Source organism: Microcoleus sp. FACHB-831, assembly GCF_014695585.1.
In the GTDB taxonomy this organism is placed as follows: domain Bacteria; phylum Cyanobacteriota; class Cyanobacteriia; order Cyanobacteriales; family FACHB-T130; genus FACHB-831.
In genome coordinates this window covers 21,825-37,747 of the sequence record NZ_JACJON010000051.1, presented here as the reverse complement: position 1 = coordinate 37,747, position 15,923 = coordinate 21,825, and the positions used below count along the sequence as shown (strand labels likewise).

The 15,923-nt window shown below is 45.3% G+C and carries 14 protein-coding genes; 11 read left to right on the top strand and 3 right to left on the bottom strand.

What is annotated here, in order from left to right; genetic code table 11:
* Positions 1-18 precede the first annotated feature (18 nt).
* Positions 19-1,221, bottom strand: a complete 1,203-nt coding sequence (locus H6F77_RS13190; protein ID WP_190489183.1) for a phosphoglycerate kinase — start codon at positions 1,219-1,221, stop codon at positions 19-21.
* Positions 1,222-1,398: 177 nt separating this feature from the next.
* Here H6F77_RS13190 and H6F77_RS13185 point away from each other — a divergent pair, with 177 nt between their 5' ends.
* The 4 genes from H6F77_RS13185 (at position 1,399) to H6F77_RS13170 (ending at position 5,613) form a co-directional block, all read left to right on the top strand.
* On the top strand, positions 1,399-1,812 hold the full coding sequence (locus H6F77_RS13185) for a universal stress protein (RefSeq protein ID WP_190489182.1): 414 nt from the start codon (positions 1,399-1,401) through the stop codon (positions 1,810-1,812).
* 109 nt (positions 1,813-1,921) lie between these two features.
* Entirely contained in the window at positions 1,922-2,785 is an 864-nt protein-coding gene (gene ylqF, locus H6F77_RS13180; protein ID WP_190489181.1) for a ribosome biogenesis GTPase YlqF, read from the top strand.
* Between the two features lie 271 nt (positions 2,786-3,056).
* Positions 3,057-4,694 (top strand): adenylate/guanylate cyclase domain-containing protein, encoded by a 1,638-nt coding sequence (locus tag H6F77_RS13175; RefSeq protein WP_190489180.1) that lies wholly within the window; start codon positions 3,057-3,059, stop codon positions 4,692-4,694.
* Between the two features lie 172 nt (positions 4,695-4,866).
* Positions 4,867-5,613: a carbonic anhydrase gene (locus tag H6F77_RS13170; protein ID WP_190489179.1), complete on the top strand. Its 747-nt coding sequence runs from the start codon at positions 4,867-4,869 to the stop codon at positions 5,611-5,613.
* Between the two features lie 63 nt (positions 5,614-5,676).
* On the opposite strand, the gene H6F77_RS13165 is transcribed toward H6F77_RS13170, so the two are convergent.
* Together H6F77_RS13165 and H6F77_RS13160 are read right to left on the bottom strand one after the other, a co-directional pair.
* Positions 5,677-6,867: a tetratricopeptide repeat protein gene (locus H6F77_RS13165; RefSeq protein WP_190489178.1), complete on the bottom strand. Its 1,191-nt coding sequence runs from the start codon at positions 6,865-6,867 to the stop codon at positions 5,677-5,679.
* A gap of 148 nt (positions 6,868-7,015) precedes the next feature.
* A complete protein-coding gene (locus H6F77_RS13160; RefSeq protein WP_190489177.1) occupies positions 7,016-7,636 on the bottom strand; it encodes a fasciclin domain-containing protein in 621 nt (206 codons plus the stop codon).
* A gap of 418 nt (positions 7,637-8,054) precedes the next feature.
* On the opposite strand from H6F77_RS13160, the gene H6F77_RS13155 reads away from it, so the two are divergent.
* The 7 genes from H6F77_RS13155 (at position 8,055) to H6F77_RS13130 (ending at position 15,750) form a co-directional block, all read left to right on the top strand.
* Complete coding sequence (locus H6F77_RS13155; protein WP_190489176.1) at positions 8,055-8,324, top strand: GlsB/YeaQ/YmgE family stress response membrane protein; 270 nt, start codon at positions 8,055-8,057, stop codon at positions 8,322-8,324.
* Positions 8,325-8,505: 181 nt separating this feature from the next.
* Positions 8,506-8,628, top strand: a complete 123-nt coding sequence (locus H6F77_RS28395) for a hypothetical protein (RefSeq protein ID WP_255515742.1) — start codon at positions 8,506-8,508, stop codon at positions 8,626-8,628.
* A 203-nt stretch (positions 8,629-8,831) separates the two neighbouring features.
* Positions 8,832-9,107: a GlsB/YeaQ/YmgE family stress response membrane protein gene (locus H6F77_RS13150; protein WP_190489175.1), complete on the top strand. Its 276-nt coding sequence runs from the start codon at positions 8,832-8,834 to the stop codon at positions 9,105-9,107.
* 190 nt (positions 9,108-9,297) lie between these two features.
* Positions 9,298-10,203, top strand: coding sequence for a glutathione S-transferase family protein (locus H6F77_RS13145; protein WP_375335938.1), 906 nt, complete (start codon positions 9,298-9,300; stop codon positions 10,201-10,203).
* Between the two features lie 1,213 nt (positions 10,204-11,416).
* Complete coding sequence (locus H6F77_RS13140; RefSeq protein ID WP_190489174.1) at positions 11,417-13,144, top strand: helicase HerA domain-containing protein; 1,728 nt, start codon at positions 11,417-11,419, stop codon at positions 13,142-13,144.
* 630 nt (positions 13,145-13,774) lie between these two features.
* Entirely contained in the window at positions 13,775-14,764 is a 990-nt protein-coding gene (locus H6F77_RS13135) for an RNA polymerase sigma factor, RpoD/SigA family (protein ID WP_190489173.1), read from the top strand.
* A 419-nt stretch (positions 14,765-15,183) separates the two neighbouring features.
* Positions 15,184-15,750, top strand: a complete 567-nt coding sequence (locus H6F77_RS13130; RefSeq protein WP_190489172.1) for a hypothetical protein — start codon at positions 15,184-15,186, stop codon at positions 15,748-15,750.
* Positions 15,751-15,923: the final 173 nt, after the last annotated feature.

Sequence of the window (15,923 nt, the reverse complement as noted above, 5' to 3'; positions counted from 1 at the left end):
CCTTTAGCAACGTACTGATTAAGCGTCGTTCAAAGCCGCAATTCCGGGGAGTTCCTTGCCTTCTAGCAACTCCAAACTAGCGCCACCGCCAGTAGAAATGTGGCTCATTTGATCGGCAAGTCCCACTTTTTCGACTGCTGCTACAGAGTCTCCCCCCCCAATAATGGTGGTAGCGCCCTTTTTGCTGATTTCTGCGAGAGTGTGCGCGATCGCTTCCGTACCAGCAGCAAACTTATCAAACTCGAACACGCCCATGGGGCCATTCCAAATCACCGTCTGGCAATCTGCAAGCGCCTCTTGGAAAACTTTAACCGAGTCCGGGCCAATATCCAAACCCATCCAGCCATCGGGAATGCTTTCCACGCTGACAGTTTGAGAATTTGCATCAGCCGCAAACTTATCAGCAACTACCACATCGGTCGGCAAAAGTAAAGCAACGCCGCGCTCTTTAGCTTTAGCTTCCAAAGACTTCGCCAGTTCTAGCTTATCCTCTTCCACCAAAGATTTACCCACACTCAGCCCGCGAGCCTTGTAGAAAGTAAAAATCATCCCACCGCCCAGCAGCAGCTTATCGCACTTCTCAAGCAGCGTTTCAATCACGCCAATCTTACTAGAAACCTTCGAGCCACCGATAATAGCAGCTAGAGGGCGCTTGGGTTCTTCAATCGCGCTTTGCAGATATTTCAGCTCTTTCTCAATCAAATATCCAGCCACAGAAGGGCTGAGATGGTGAGTCACGCCTTCTGTCGAAGCATGGGCGCGGTGAGCAGTCCCAAAAGCGTCGTTAACGTACAAATCTGCAACTGAAGCCAGCTTTTTGGCAAAGTCCGGATCGTTTTTCTCCTCTTCAGCGTAGAAGCGGACATTTTCCAGCAACGCCACCTGACCATTTTGCATAGCCCCCACCTTGGCGACAACTTCATCGCCAATGCAGTCGTCGCACTTGACAACTTGCGAACCCAGCAATTCAGACAGGCGGTTGGCGACTGGCGTCAGACGCAGTTTATCATCCACGCCTTTGGGACGCCCGAAGTGGCTGCAAAGGATGACCTTAGCTCCTTTAGAGGTAAGATCCTGAATTGTTGGCAGAGCTGCCCGAATGCGAGTATCGTCTGTAATATTGCCAGACTCATCTAAGGGCACGTTGAAGTCTGCCCGCACCAGAACCCGTTTACCGGATAGATCGGATGCCGATAAATTTGCTACAGTTTTCTTTGACACAGCAAATACCTCCTAATTGCGTCTGTTTTCTAATCGCCACGCTCTAGGGCGTGTCACAGGTTCTTTAACCTTTTTCTCTCAAAAGCTAGATAAACTAAATCTACTCGTTAGGGTAACTTGTATCTAGCTGTGCGCCGTCCACATTTTACCGGAGTGAGTGCCCCGGAGGTGCGTGCAATGTTCAAAACCGTTTTGTTTCCTGTCGATCAAAGTCGAGAATCTCGTGAAGCAGCTGATGTAGTTGTTAATATCGTGCAAAAGTATGGCAGTCGCTTGGTGCTGCTATCGGTTCTAGAACCAGCGGCTGAGGAGGAAGCGTCATCCAGTGAAGATGCAATGAAGTCGCACGAAGCGATCGCCCAATTGCTTGCAACTGCCCAGACAATTTTTTCTCAGCAAGGCATCCAGGCTGAAACCCGCGAGGAGACGGGCAAACCTGCCTTTGCCATCTGCGATGTTGCCGATGAAATTGACGCCGATTTAATTATTATGGGCACGCGAGGAATGGGTTTAACTGACGAAGGGCTTGCTGACAGCGTTACCAGCCGAGTAATCAACCTGTCCCCCTGTCCTGTTTTGGTTGTACCTTAGTCAATTTTGGATTTTGCCCCGGCGGAGTTTCTCCGCTGGGATGATTCTAAATTTTAGATTGCATATAAAATCTAAAATCTAAAATCTAAAATCTAAGATCTAAAATCCTATGACTACTCCTCCGATTCAATGGTATCCAGGTCATATCGCTAAAGCTGAGAAGGAACTCAAAGAACAGCTAAAGCGAGTAGATGTCGTGTTAGAAGTACGGGATGCCAGGATTCCTCTGGCAACGAACCATCCCCAAGTACGAGAGTGGGTGAGTAGCAAAGCGAGAGTGTTGGTACTCAACCGCGTAGATATGATTCCTCCCCATGTAAGGCAAATATGGACGGAGTGGTTTAAAGAACGAGGAGAGATGCCATACTTCACCGATGCCCAGCATGGCAAAGGTGTGGTAGCTGTGACAAAAGCGGCGCAAGCAGCAGGGGGGGAGGTGAATAAACGTCGTTGCGATCGCGGCATGCTTCCCCGTCCCGTCCGCGCTGTTGTAATCGGCTTTCCCAATGTGGGCAAATCAGCACTAATTAATCGTTTATTGGGTAAGAGAGTAGTAGAAAGTGCCCGTCGTGCTGGCGTAACGCGACAGTTACGCTGGATCAGAATATCTGACGAAATAGAACTACTAGACGCACCAGGCATAATCCCTTGGAGGCTAGACAATCAGGACGCTGCCCTAAAATTAGCCATTTGTGACGATATCGGTGAAGCATCTTACGACAATCAGCGAGTCGCTGGTACTTTGGTGGATTTGCTCAAACATTTAAACGCGCCAGATGCAGATTTGTGGTTGGTAAAGTCTTTAGAGTCTCGTTACGGATTAGACGCCACGCCGCATACTGGTGAAGACTATTTGCAAGCTTTGGCTGCTCATCGTCATAAAGGAGATGTGGAACGCACGGCGCGGCAGTTGTTGAACGATTTTCGCACGGGTTTGTTAGGTGCAATTCCCTTAGAGTTACCACCAACTTAATGAATAAGTTAGCTGTGTGGGGAACCGCTCGCGATCGCTTACATTCTTATAAAGGCTGGGCGTTATATTGCAAGGGTGTTTTAGGCTAGCGATCGCCGCCAGGATTAATGTCAAGGTTAAGATGGTTGCAGTACTAGCCCGGAGAACGCCATAACCTTGTGAATGTTAGGTTCGATAATTCTTTTCCCAAGAGTTGTAGCACACCTTGTTCGCCAGCGGGGGTGTGGGGCTATGTTTCCCCCACACATAGGTTAACGGAGGTTTGGAAGTAATGGCTGAACTGAAGCTGCGCCTGCAAATTGAGGGAAATACCGAAACAACGATCGTGGTGGATCAAGAAGAATTTACCATTGGTCGTTTGCCAGAATGCAATTTGCACTTGCCTTACTCAGAGATTTCCCGGTATCACGCCCGTTTTGTGAACAATGGTTCAGGGGTGTGGTTGATAGAGGATATGGGTAGTACCAACGGTACGCTATTGAATCAACGCCCGCTTACAGAGGCGCAAACAGTAAATCATGGCGACATTGTTCAAATGGGGCCGATTTACATAAACGTGCTTTTGAGCGATCGCATTCAACCCAGTAATACAGGCGTAGATAACCTACCGGAAGGAATGACCATCCTTCGCAATGCCAAAGACTTGCAGCAGCAATGGATACAGGCTGACGAACAGGGTGATAGTATCGGGAACCCCCACAAAGCGATCGCCCGCCTGAAAGACCTTGTGGACATAGGCAAGGTTCTCAATTCTGCTGAATCTATAGAAGCGATTTTCTCTCAAGTGCAGGAAATCCTATTCCGCGATCTCAAAAGTATGGATCGCTTGGCGTTGTTAATCGATGTCAATGGTTCCGGCGAACTTGAATTGGTTAATGCTGCCGCCAGAGATGTATCGGAACAACCTAATCTAGCCGAAGCCGGAACTTGGATTAGTCGAACCATCTGTCAAAAGGTCTTCGAGGATAAGGTAGCCATTAAAACCGCTGATGCCCAGATGGATCGACGCTTTGAAGGTGAAGAGAGCATTTTAGCCAAAGGTATTCGCAGCGCCCTGGCTGTTCCTCTATGGTATGAAACTAATGTTTTTGGCGTTCTTTATGCCGATGCCAATATCTCCTTTAGCCATTGGCATCAGGGAGGAGATGAAGACCTCAGCTTTTTCTCGGCTGTAGCAAATCTAGTGGCGTCCGCCGTGCAACGTTGGCTGCTGACACAAAAACTTAAAAACGAAGCAAATATTAGGCAGAGACTAGAACGCTATCACTCTCCGGCGGTTGTGCAGCAAATTATGGCTGTAGGGGCGTTAGAAGGCGGTCGCCTAACTCCGGCAGAGGGTGATATCAGCATTTTATTTGCTGATATTGTCGGATTTACTGCTATGTCAGAACGCTTGAGTCCGACACAGATTGCCCATTTGCTCAATGATTTCTTTGAGGAAATGCTACAAGAAATTTTTGCCGCGCGGGGGACGCTGGATAAATTTATTGGGGATTGCATTATGGCATTTTTTGGCGCTCCCGAACCTCAGCCAGATCATGCCGAACGTGCTGTCGCTGCTGCTTGGGGAATGCTCGAACGTCTGGAACGTCTCAATGCTACTAAGTTCGCACACGAACCCATACAACTGCGGATTGCCATCAACAGCGGTAAGGCTGTGGTTGGAGATGTAGGCAGTTCTCAGAGGGTCGATTATACAGTCTTAGGAGCGACGATTAATTTAGCGTCCCGTATGGAAGGAATCTGTCCCCCCGGTGAATGTGTGGTGAGTGAAGCAACTTATAAGTTGCTGCGATCGCCCAGCCAGCCGGATGCACTCTCGCCCCACAGTTTCCACCAGATGGGAGAGTATCGTTTTAAAGGCATTGACCGAGCAGTAATCGTTTATCAAACGCAGCGACACGTTTAGTCCGTGCATCTCGATTGCAACAAGTTAAGTGAGCCGCGATCGCGACTCACTATTATTATTTTTTATTCTAGGTTAAATAAAATATTTATCGTAATTAATGGTACCAAATATATTTCAATATATACATCCCTGTAAATTAAAGCTAAAAAATAGCTTGGAAGTGAGGTAAGTAATGAGTCGCCTTAACGGGTTTGTTGGACGCCGCGATCTGTTGAAGATGCTAGGCGTGGGAGGAGCTAGTGTTGCTGCTAGCGCAGCTGGTGCTACAATTTGGACGGCACAGCAAGCACTCGATCCACAAGCTGCTGATGCTGCTGAGGAAAAGCAACAAGCCCCTGCACCAGTTAGTCCTGATGAAGCTTTGAAAAGGTTGGTGGATGGAAATAAACGCTTTTCACAACAAAAGCCTATATATCCCGAAAGAACGCTGGCACGTTTGCAAACACTTGCCAAAGCTCAATATCCGTTTGCAGCCATACTAGGCTGTGCTGATTCAAGAGTACCTTCAGAAATTGTATTTGACCAAGGACTTGGCGATTTATTTGTCGTAAGAATGGCAGGAAATGTTGTCAGTCCTACAGCTATAGGTAGTCTTGAATTCGCTACAGCAGTATTGGGTTCTCAACTAATTGTGGTTTTGGGTCACAGAAAATGCGGTGCAGTAGCGGCGGCGGTAAAAGGCGATCCTCTCCCTGGTCGGATTGGTACTTTTGTTGAAGATATCAAACCAGCCGTTGACAGGATAAGAAACAAATCGGGAGATATAAATGAGAATGCAGTTGTAGCCAACGTTCAATATCAAGTAGAAATATTGAAGGAAACCTCATCAATTTTGTCTCAACTGATCCGTGACGGCAAACTAAAAATTGTAGGTGGCAGTTACAATCTGGATAATGGCCAAGTAGATATGCTTGCTTAAGTTATGAGTTAGCGGTCATTAGTAATTGTCTAAAAACTAAGAACTAATGACAACTAACTAATATCAAACCTGAAAACCCATCTCTTGCAACCCTTGGCGCAGCCGTTCGGCTTCGTCTGGGTTGTACGGTTGGTGAAGCGCGATCGCTTTCTTAAATGCTTCCAAACTTTCTAATACATTACCAACTTTCAGCAAGGCAACTCCGAGATTTTGGTAAGCATAGGCATATTCTGGATTGAGGTTGATAGCTTGTTGGTAAGATGCGATCGCTTCCTCCAAAAGCCCCATTCCCTTTAACGCCATTCCCAAATTGTAGTAGCCAGTGGCAAAAGTGGCATCAATTTCCAACGTAATTTCGTAGGCTTTTCTAGCGTTAGCTAAATCCCCAGCAGCCATTAACAAATTGCCAAAATTGTTATAAGCAGATAATTTTAACTTGGGTAAAATTGGTTGTTCGATAGCAGCTTGATAGCTATCAGCCGCCGCTTGCACATTTCCCAGGCGAGTGTAGGCATTGCCAAGATGGTATTGCAACTCGTATAAAACAGAAGTATCTACTTTTTTTGACTTTAAACCCCGTTCTAGTAATTCTATTCCCTTATCTATTTCACCATTTTCCATATAGAGTGCGCCTAACTTGCTGCAAACATAAGGATCGTGGGGATGAGTTGCGAGAAAGCCTTCCATTGTGGTTTTGGCTTTGTTGAGTTTATCCCTAGATGCGATCGCTCCCGGCTGATAGCCATAATGCAGAATCGCCACATCCGACAGAAAACCCACTCGCCAATGGGGTTTTCGCTTTAACAGCGCTTGTACGCTGTCATCGATCATTGCATGATAAGGACGATTAAAACGAATGTCTGGGTGATTGCGAAACAGGCGCGACACCAGGGAATACGGAGATTGAGATGCGCCGACTTCGTGACGCACTAAATTGATTGCAAGGTACTGACGCTGCTTAATTGCGTGTTTGATTTGGGGGACAATTTCAGGAGTTAGCACCTCATCGGCGTCTAATACTAAAACCCAATCGCCCCCGACATATTTGAGCGATTCGTTACGTGCGGCGGAGAAATCATTGCACCATTCAAAGTGATGAACTTTTGCGCCGAATTCTTCAGCGATTTGGCAAGTGCGATCGCTCGATCCGGTATCCAGCACCACCATTTCATCCACCACATCTTTTACACTACTGAGGCATTGCGGCAGCATCGCCTCCTCATTTTTCACGATCGCGCAGAAACTCAGCTTCATCTCACACCGCTTAACTAGCTTAAGGATTTCGTTTTAGTCCCAGATTAAATTCTGTGCCAAAACCGATATCAATAAAGGGCGATCGCCAATAAAAAAGCCCGCCGACGCGGGCTTAGTTTGTATACCCCGCGTCGGCGGGCTAATTTACCTAATCAGCAGGCATGATTACGGTATCGATCGCGTGAATCACCCCGTTGCTAGCTTGCACATCCGGCATAATTACAGTCGCGTCATTCACCATCACTTTACGGTTTGCCACATTGAGCTTCACCGGGCTACCTTCTACAGTCTTCACGTCTCCGGGCTTAATCTGGCCAGATGTCACCTTCCCAAGAACCACATGGTAGGTCAAAATCTGAATGAGTTTGTCCCTATTCTCTGGCTTGAGCAAATTTTCTACAGTGCCTTTTGGCAATTTAGCAAAAGCTGCATCCGTTGGCGCAAATACTGTAAATGGCCCTTTTCCTGCCAGAGTTTGCGTCAGTCCGGCTGCTTTCAGCACTGCTGTCATCATTTTGAAGTTATTATTCGTCGAAGCGATTTCCGCTATATTTTTCTTAGCTTGCGGCTTTTTCGCTCCTTTGTCGCCGTCTACAACTACATCTAAAGTCGTCCCAGTTGCAGCAGCATAAGAAACTTGGCTCGAAGCGCTGGAATTGCACTTTGTAGTCTCCGCCGCAACTGGCATGCTCATCATTACGCCAGCGCCTACTACTCCCACAAGACTAGCTAGCTGTTTAATTACTCCGGTACGATTCGTGTCTTTCATATCTATCTCTTCATCCTGTGCGAGCAATTTGTTAAGCTTCTTTAACTATATACACATTTCTTAATATTTTCCCCCTCTGAGTTCTCCCCTGAAAAGGAAAAACCAACCAAGAGACAGCTACATCCAAAGAGGGGTTAGAAGCAGAGGGGCTGCTGTCCCCCTTCGCCATTAGAGAAGCCATCTTAGCCATCACCCGCTACCTTTGCTTGTTCCATTGCTAGGCAACTTGAAGTGAAAGATAAGCTTTAATAAAGTTTTGTAAATTAGAATTTTATAGGAAGAAAAAACATCAAGCTCTTAGTTTGAATTTCTATGCCTTTTGATTATTCCCTCTGACAGAGGTGGTTATTAAAGTTGAGTTGATATTCTAAAAACATAGCAAACAACGAATATATCAAACGAAAAAGGACAGAAAGTTATGGGCATTATTGCTTGGATTGTTTTAGGCTTGATTGCTGGAGCACTTGCCAAAGCTGTTTACCCAGGACATCAAGGCGGCGGAATTTTTGCAACAATTGGTTTAGGTATTTTAGGTGCATTGGTTGGTGGCTATTTGGGTCAGATGGTACTGGGGACGAGTGCCGGAGCTTCAGCAGGTGCATTGACCCTACCTAGTATCGCGTTCGCTGTTTTAGGTGCAATGGTTCTTCTGTTCCTCTGGGGTCTGTTAACCAGAGCAAGTGCTTAATAATAAATAATTCGCTTTATTGACAACGTAGTAAGAAACCCCCACGACAGATGTGGGGGTTTCTTTGTTTAATTGAATTATTTACTCAATTTATGAATAAAAACCTCTAAAGATTGCGGGTTAGATATTTATAGATTAGCAATTAACTACTATAAATTTTGATTCGTATATTTAAGGCTCAATGAGAGAAGAAAAGGAAGATACCCAGCAATATATTAAATACCTCGTGGCTGGCGTTAGCGCATTCGCTCTAGCCTTGGCACAAGAAATTGGCATAATTACTGGCACAACTTATAAAGCATAAACGCAGAATCATCGGAGTCTACCCAAAGGTTTAGTTAATAAGTAAATAAAAGTATTTATAAATAAATAAACATCCCTTTATTACTAAAAATTTCTATATCCTGTGGTTATAACCTATGACAGAGGTGGAACGTTGAGGGAAATTGATATTATAAAAACATAAGAAAAGCCGAAGATAACAAATCAAAAAAAGGAGACAAATTTATGGGTATCATTGCTTGGATCGTTTTAGGTTTGATTGCTGGCGCACTTGCTAAAGCTATCTATCCAGGCCACCAAGGCGGCGGGATTTTTGCAACAATCGGTTTAGGTATTTTGGGTGCATTGGTCGGCGGTTATTTGGGTCAAGTATTATTTGGTTCCGGTGGTGCGGCGGCAGCTTCAGTAGGAGCATTAAGTTTACCTAGCATTGCATTTGCTGTCCTGGGTGCAATGGTTCTGCTGTTCCTGTGGGGCCTGTTGACCAGAGCTAGTGCGTAATATCAAAGAGTTCGCTTCATTTACTAAATAGTAAAAACCCCCAAATTAGATTTGGGGGTTTTTTAGTTTATCTATATATCCCCTACCAGTAGGAATGAGGTTAAAGATAATTATTTTTAAAATAAAACTCATAGTAATTGATGAGGTAAGGTAAATTTAGGCATCAGGGCGCGATCGCCCCAGCCGCGCAATGAACTACAGACACAAATTGCTGCGAAGTTGGGCCATCGTGCAGTCTGTTAGCCAAGAACGTTACACTTTGAAACAGTTAGCACGTTGTAACTTGCCCGCAGGAGATAAAATGCTGGAATTGTACCAATTTGAACTATCCCAATACTCGGAAAAAGTGCGGCTGCTGCTAGATTACAAAGGTCTTGCCTACCGCAAAATTGAAGTTACGCCAGGAGTAGGGCAACTCGAACTTTTTCAGATGTCTGGGAAACGGCAAGTACCAGTGCTGAAGGATGGAAATACGGTGATTGCAGATTCTACTGCGATCGCCATGTACCTCGACCGACAGTATCCCGACCGTCCGCTTATCCCAACTGACCCCAAAAAACGTGGATTGGTCTTACTAATGGAAGAATGGGCAGATGAGTCAATTGGTATGAAAAGTCGCAAAGCTTTATTTGGCGGACTCACCAAAGACCAAAACTTCCGCACAGCCGTATTGCCAACTTCTACACCCGATATAGTCAAAAACCTGATCGCTGCTGTACCCAGCGAATTACTAAACCTTGTTGGGTTTGGAGTTGGTGCCAGTCCCGATGCCGTCCTAGACGCAACGGACGCCCTCAGACAAGACTTAGAAGCCCTCACCCTGATTTTGCAGGATAGCCCTTACCTCGTCGGCGATACACCGACTTTAGCTGATTTTGCTGTAGCTGGGTTGAGCATGCTGATAAAATTCCCAGATGGCCCTTATCTGGATCTTCCAATCGCGCTGCGCGGTAAAGGCGTCCCTGGTTTGGCCGACAATCCCCTGTATGAAAGCTTTTTCATCTGGCGCGATCGCCTCTATGCCCAATACCGCAAACCGCTGACAACAACAACTACTACTACCTCCACCACCCCCACCTCGATTGAGATAGATTAGTCGCGCTTCTATCGATCTCCCAACTCGCACGCATGTCAAAGGCATGCGTGCAGGTATATATACAAATTTTTTTTGTGTTTTAGAAACTGTCCCAACACAATTACTTCATCTCTAATTCGCTCGATTTATTAGTGCCAAATGACTGCTGAGTGCGTGTTAAAAACGAACTATCTTAAATAAACTCCCCAGTCAATATAATACTGCGTGTTAATTAAATCTCCAATTTTAGATTGGCCAGGAATCATCCAATTTAGATACAGGCGCTTTTATTTTTAAAATATGCTAATCGGAAGCATTCTTATAGGGAAGATCGCGAAAAAAATGCAGGGCTGGTTTCTATAAAAATACTGCTGAACTTTCTCTTTATTACAGATCGGGCAGGAATTTTTAAAAATTACGCACGGAGTAGGCACGCATATAATTCCATCCTCAATTAACCGAGCGTGTATCTATAAGTACCTGCGTTGGAGATAATAGATATTCAAGGCAAGTACTTATCAAAAGTAACTTAATTTTTTACCTTTAGGTATAGCGTTTAAACTGTGATAACTAACCCGCTATAGCTTTTTTAAAACTTTTTACCAGAAATAATTTATTCTAGGCAAATCACCTCAACCGCCTGCTCCCTAACGGCGCTTGCTATATGTCCATTTACACTTCCAATATCCAGAACTTTTCCCTTATTAGCAAGATAACCTTGGTGCAAAAAGTAGTTTAGGCTTTTTAAGTCTCGTTCTCCAAATATGCAAATTTCAGTATTTTCTGAGTAATCTATTACTTGTTCTTTAACTAAAGGCGTTCTGTCGAATAGATGTCGGCAAGTTCTATTACTGCATTTGGAGACTGGGTTATGCTGAGTTACAAAAATATCTTTAGATGTACTGTTACATAAAAGATAGAACATTTTAAATTATCCAAAATAGTTTCTGATAAAAATTGATGTTAATATAAATATTAACTTAAAGCTCCCCAGTTTTGAAACAAGAGCTAGGGTAGTAGGTTGAGAGGCGATCGCTAGTTACAACGCCTAATATAACGCCTTAATCGCTACCACCCTTTTAATAAAGGGTAGCAATCTTCTATTTCAGAAGTTGGGAAACTGGGAAAAGGAAAATAAAAAGGAAATACATCCTTGCCGCGATCCTCCTATCAGTATAAAAGTAGAGTGTAGGAGTATTTTCCTAACCACTTAAACTACTAAGCGTAATTTGACATGAGTTTAGAACAACCATTAGGCTCGGTAATTCAAGGCTCCCTCACTAAGGGATTAGAAGTGAGACTCCATCCGGATGTCTCAGTAGAAGAAATGCGTGTGGGAAAATTTCTAGTTGTTAAAGGCTTCCGCTCAGATTTTTTCTGCATGCTCACAGACGTAACACTGGGTACTGCCAGTATGCGGATTATGGCTAACCCTCCTCTACCAGAAGATGATTTTTTGCAAGCGGTTCTAGCTGGAAGTAGCACTTATGGAACGCTTGAACTCAGTCCAATGTTAATGCTTATAAGAGAACCTGCAAAATCATCCGGAGGTTACTTAGTTGGTGCTAAAAATCCTAAGTCTGGTGGTGTCAGTCTAGGTTCGTTTGAGTTGCAAACTAGCGCTGATATGGAGTTAATGCCAGTTAAGACAATTCCCAGCCACTTTTCTCAGGTTTATGATGCATCTGAGCAAGATTTCCGTGCTGTATTTGGTTGGGAAGATGACCCCCATAGACGCAACTTCTCTATCGGTCAACCGCTAGATATGGAGGTGCCGATATGCATAGATTTAGACCGATTTGTAGAACGTAGCAACGGTGTATTTGGCAAATCAGGAACCGGAAAATCTTTCCTCACTAGGTTGCTGCTATCTGGGGTTATCCGCAGGAAAGCAGCGGTTAACCTGATTTTTGATATGCACTCGGAATATGGATGGGAAGCAGTGCGCGAAGGCAAAGAGTTCAGCACTGTTAAAGGGTTGCGCCAATTGTTTCCAGGACAGGTGGAAATTTACACCCTCGATCCTCTATCCACAAAACGGCGCGGGGTGCGCGATGCTCAGGAATTATATCTCAGCTACGACCAAATCGAAGTTGAAGACATTAAGTTGGTGCGAAACGAGTTAGATCTTTCGGACGCTAGCGAGGATAATGCCAACATTTTGCACAGCGAATTTGGCACATCCTGGATTGTGCAATTGCTGAACATGACAAATGAAGAAATTACTGCGTTCTGCGAGGAGAAACGGGGTCACAAGGGTTCGATTATGGCATTACAGCGCAAGCTGATGCGCCTGGATAATCTTAAATATATGCGGACGGCTTCTCCTAAGAATTACATCAATCAAATTTTGCAAGCTTTGGAAGCTGGTAAGCACGTTGTAATTGAGTTTGGTTCTCACTCGGATATGCTTTCGTATATGTTGGTGACGAACATGATTACAAGGCGCATTCACAAAGCCTATGTGCAAAAAGCAGAAGAGTTTTTGCACTCGAAAAATCCGAGCGATCGCCCCCTGCCTCTGATGATTACTATTGAGGAAGCCCACCGCTTCCTTGACCCCGCCGTTGTGCGAAGTACCATTTTTGGCACAATTGCCCGCGAAATGCGTAAATACTTCGTTACCCTTTTAGTGGTGGATCAGCGCCCCTCGGGAATTGATAATGAGGTCATGTCCCAGATTGGTACTCGCATCACCGCCTTGCTCAACGATGAAAAAGACATTGACGCCATCTTCACCGGAGTTTCTGGGGCTGGCAATTTACGCTCGGTTTTGTCTAAACTAGACTCTAAGCAGCAAGCTCTGATTCTCGGTCATGCCGTCCCCATGCCTGTTGTAGTGCGTACCCGTCCCTACGATCAAACGTTCTACAACGAAATTGGCGATACTTGCTGGGCAGAAAAGCCAGATGACGAGGTATTCGCCGCCGAAGCCGCTGCAAAAATTGATATAGGCTTCTAATGGTTACGGGGCATGGGGTATAGGGTTATGAGTTATTAATTTAAACACTCAGACGCGCTGCATCGCGTCTCTACAGCTCAGAACTCCCCCACTCCCCAACCCATACGGACAACCCAACCGGGTTAGACCAAAATTATTTCGGTTATCCCTCCTTTGGAGGACTGCGCGTTGAGGGATAACCAAGGCATTATTGTATGTAGAAGGTTTTATGGCCTGGGTTTTTACCTCGCCTCGCCCCCTCATCAAACCAAGCGCGATCGCGACTTTGGTGCCGATTCCCTTAACTCATACCCGTAGGGCTGTTGCCTCTAAAAAAAAATGAACCTTTTACCCTTTACGGGCGTCTAAATTTGTAGTACGATTGCAATATAGCCAAAGTCATAACGACTTCAAGTTTAGATTTGCCCGTTACCGATAGCGCCCTGATTTGGGCGTGTCTTAAGTGAAAGAATTAAAAAATTTCTACTGTTAAGCTAGCCTGCAAGGTGCAAGTGGGTAGTATACATTTACATCTTTTGCAGGATGTGGGCTTACAACCGCTCTGGCTAATCTCAATTTAAGATTTACGAATCTTATTGAGGTAACTCCTGCTAGAGATTTGTTTCTTGTTTACGGAGTCAACACGCACTCATGCCAACTGCCAACACCCAAAAAAAGACGACTAAACCACCTACGTTCACGGCTGATATGGTTCGCACCTATCTGCATGAGATTGGTCGCGTGCCCCTGCTGACCCATGAACAAGAAATTGTCTACGGAAAGCAGGTACAGCAAATGATGGCGCTCATGGAGGCACATGATGCCTTGGCGGAAAAACTGGAGCGCGAACCCACACAAAAAGAGTGGGCGGATCGCGTTAAGCTCTCGGAAGGAGAACTTAACAAGATCGTAACGCTAGGGACGCGAGCAAAGCGCAAGATGATTGAAGCAAACTTGCGTCTAGTTGTAGCGATCGCCAAGAAGTACCAAAAGCGCAACATGGAATTTCTGGATCTAATTCAGGAAGGAACGTTGGGCTTAGAGCGCGGTGTAGAGAAATTTGACCCGATGCGCGGTTATAAATTCTCGACCTACGCTTACTGGTGGATTCGTCAGGCAATTACCCGAGCGATCGCTCAACAAGCGCGTGCCATTCGCCTGCCCATCCATATTACCGAAAAGCTCAATAAGATCAAGAAAGTGCAACGCGAACTCACTCAGCAGTTGGGCCGCAGCCCCACTCCAGGCGAGATTGCCGTAGCGTTGGAATTAGAACCCTCTCAGATCCGCGAATACCTGAATATTGCCCGTCAACCGATTTCTTTGGATATCCGAGTTGGGGATAATCAGGATACTGAACTGCAAGACTTGCTCGAAGATGAAGGCCCGTCGCCAGAGCATTACATGACTCAAGAGTCTCTGCGGCAAGACTTGGACGACTTGCTCGCAGAACTCACTCCCCAACAGCGGGAAGTGCTAACCCTGCGCTTTGGTTTAGAGGATGGCAACGAGCTTTCCTTAGCTAAAGTCGGTCAGCGACTCAACCTCAGTCGCGAACGAGTGCGACAGTTGGAACACCAAGCTCTAGCGCAGTTGCGTCGTCGTCATGGCAATGTCCGCGAGTACATCGCAGCTAGTTAATTGGTACAGACGCGATAAATCGGCGTCTCTTGAAATTGGCGGCAACACTAAACTGTTGCCGCCAATTTTTTATTGTAAAGATATGTAAAGCATTTAGGGAATTTAGACGGATGTCGGTGAAGTCATACAATTAACGATTTACAAGGCCTTACAACCAAAGTAAAGACTGTCACAAGGACGCTCGCTTGGTGAGGTAATCGTTGAATAAACTGAGTACAAATACAGGCTTAATTAATAGAGCAATTGATTGCAAAAAAATATGATTTCATTCTTGTTGATTGTGTTGATAGACAACTAACCCTTTAGGGTGATAGTCAATTCATCCATTTGAGTGAATCGTTACAGTGCAATTAATAGCTACCGTTAAGACAGGTTTGTAATTTAAGCTACTTTTAAAAGATCTAAAGGGGAATACTACTATGCTTAACAAGTTATTTCAACAAGTTTTGTCGGTGCGTAGTTTGGAACTCCCTGTCTTGGGTTTACTGCTGACGGTGGGAGTTGCAGCGGCGGGTTCAACTCCAATATTGGCAAGTGCAGTAAAGACACCAGCAACGCAGTCGCAAGTTGGAGCATCGAATAACAATTCACTTGTAAGCGCACAGCGCCCCGCATCCAACACCTCAATGTCTGACGGAGTATATCTCTACGGTCAAGCGTCACAACCAGAACAGATTGGTAAAGAGTATGTGATATTTGAAGCACGTAGCGGCAAGGTATCTGGTGCGCTGTATATGCCCGCTTCAGAATTTAGTTGTTTTCAAGGCACGATCGACAAGCAGCAGTTGAATGTGACAATGGTCGATCCCGAGGACAACACAGTATATTCCCATTCGATCCCGCTTGAACAAAAAACTCAGGTAGCGGCAGCGGGAGGTCGGCTTGAGGTTCCAAATATGCTGGGGCTGCAAGGATATCACGCGATCGATAAAGTCAGCGATAACGACCAGCGCATTTTAACCGCCTGTAAGAACAACGCTCAATAGTAGTGCGTGTAGTTGGTAATAAGGCGATCGCATTCAGGGTTGGAGACGGTTTTAAGGGATGGAGCTGCGATCGCGCGATAGTTTTTACCCTGTTGTAGCCTTATTATCTATACCGGAGAAAATTGAATAATAGCGCACAAGCAACGTAATCGCTCTACCAGAGAGTCCTAACT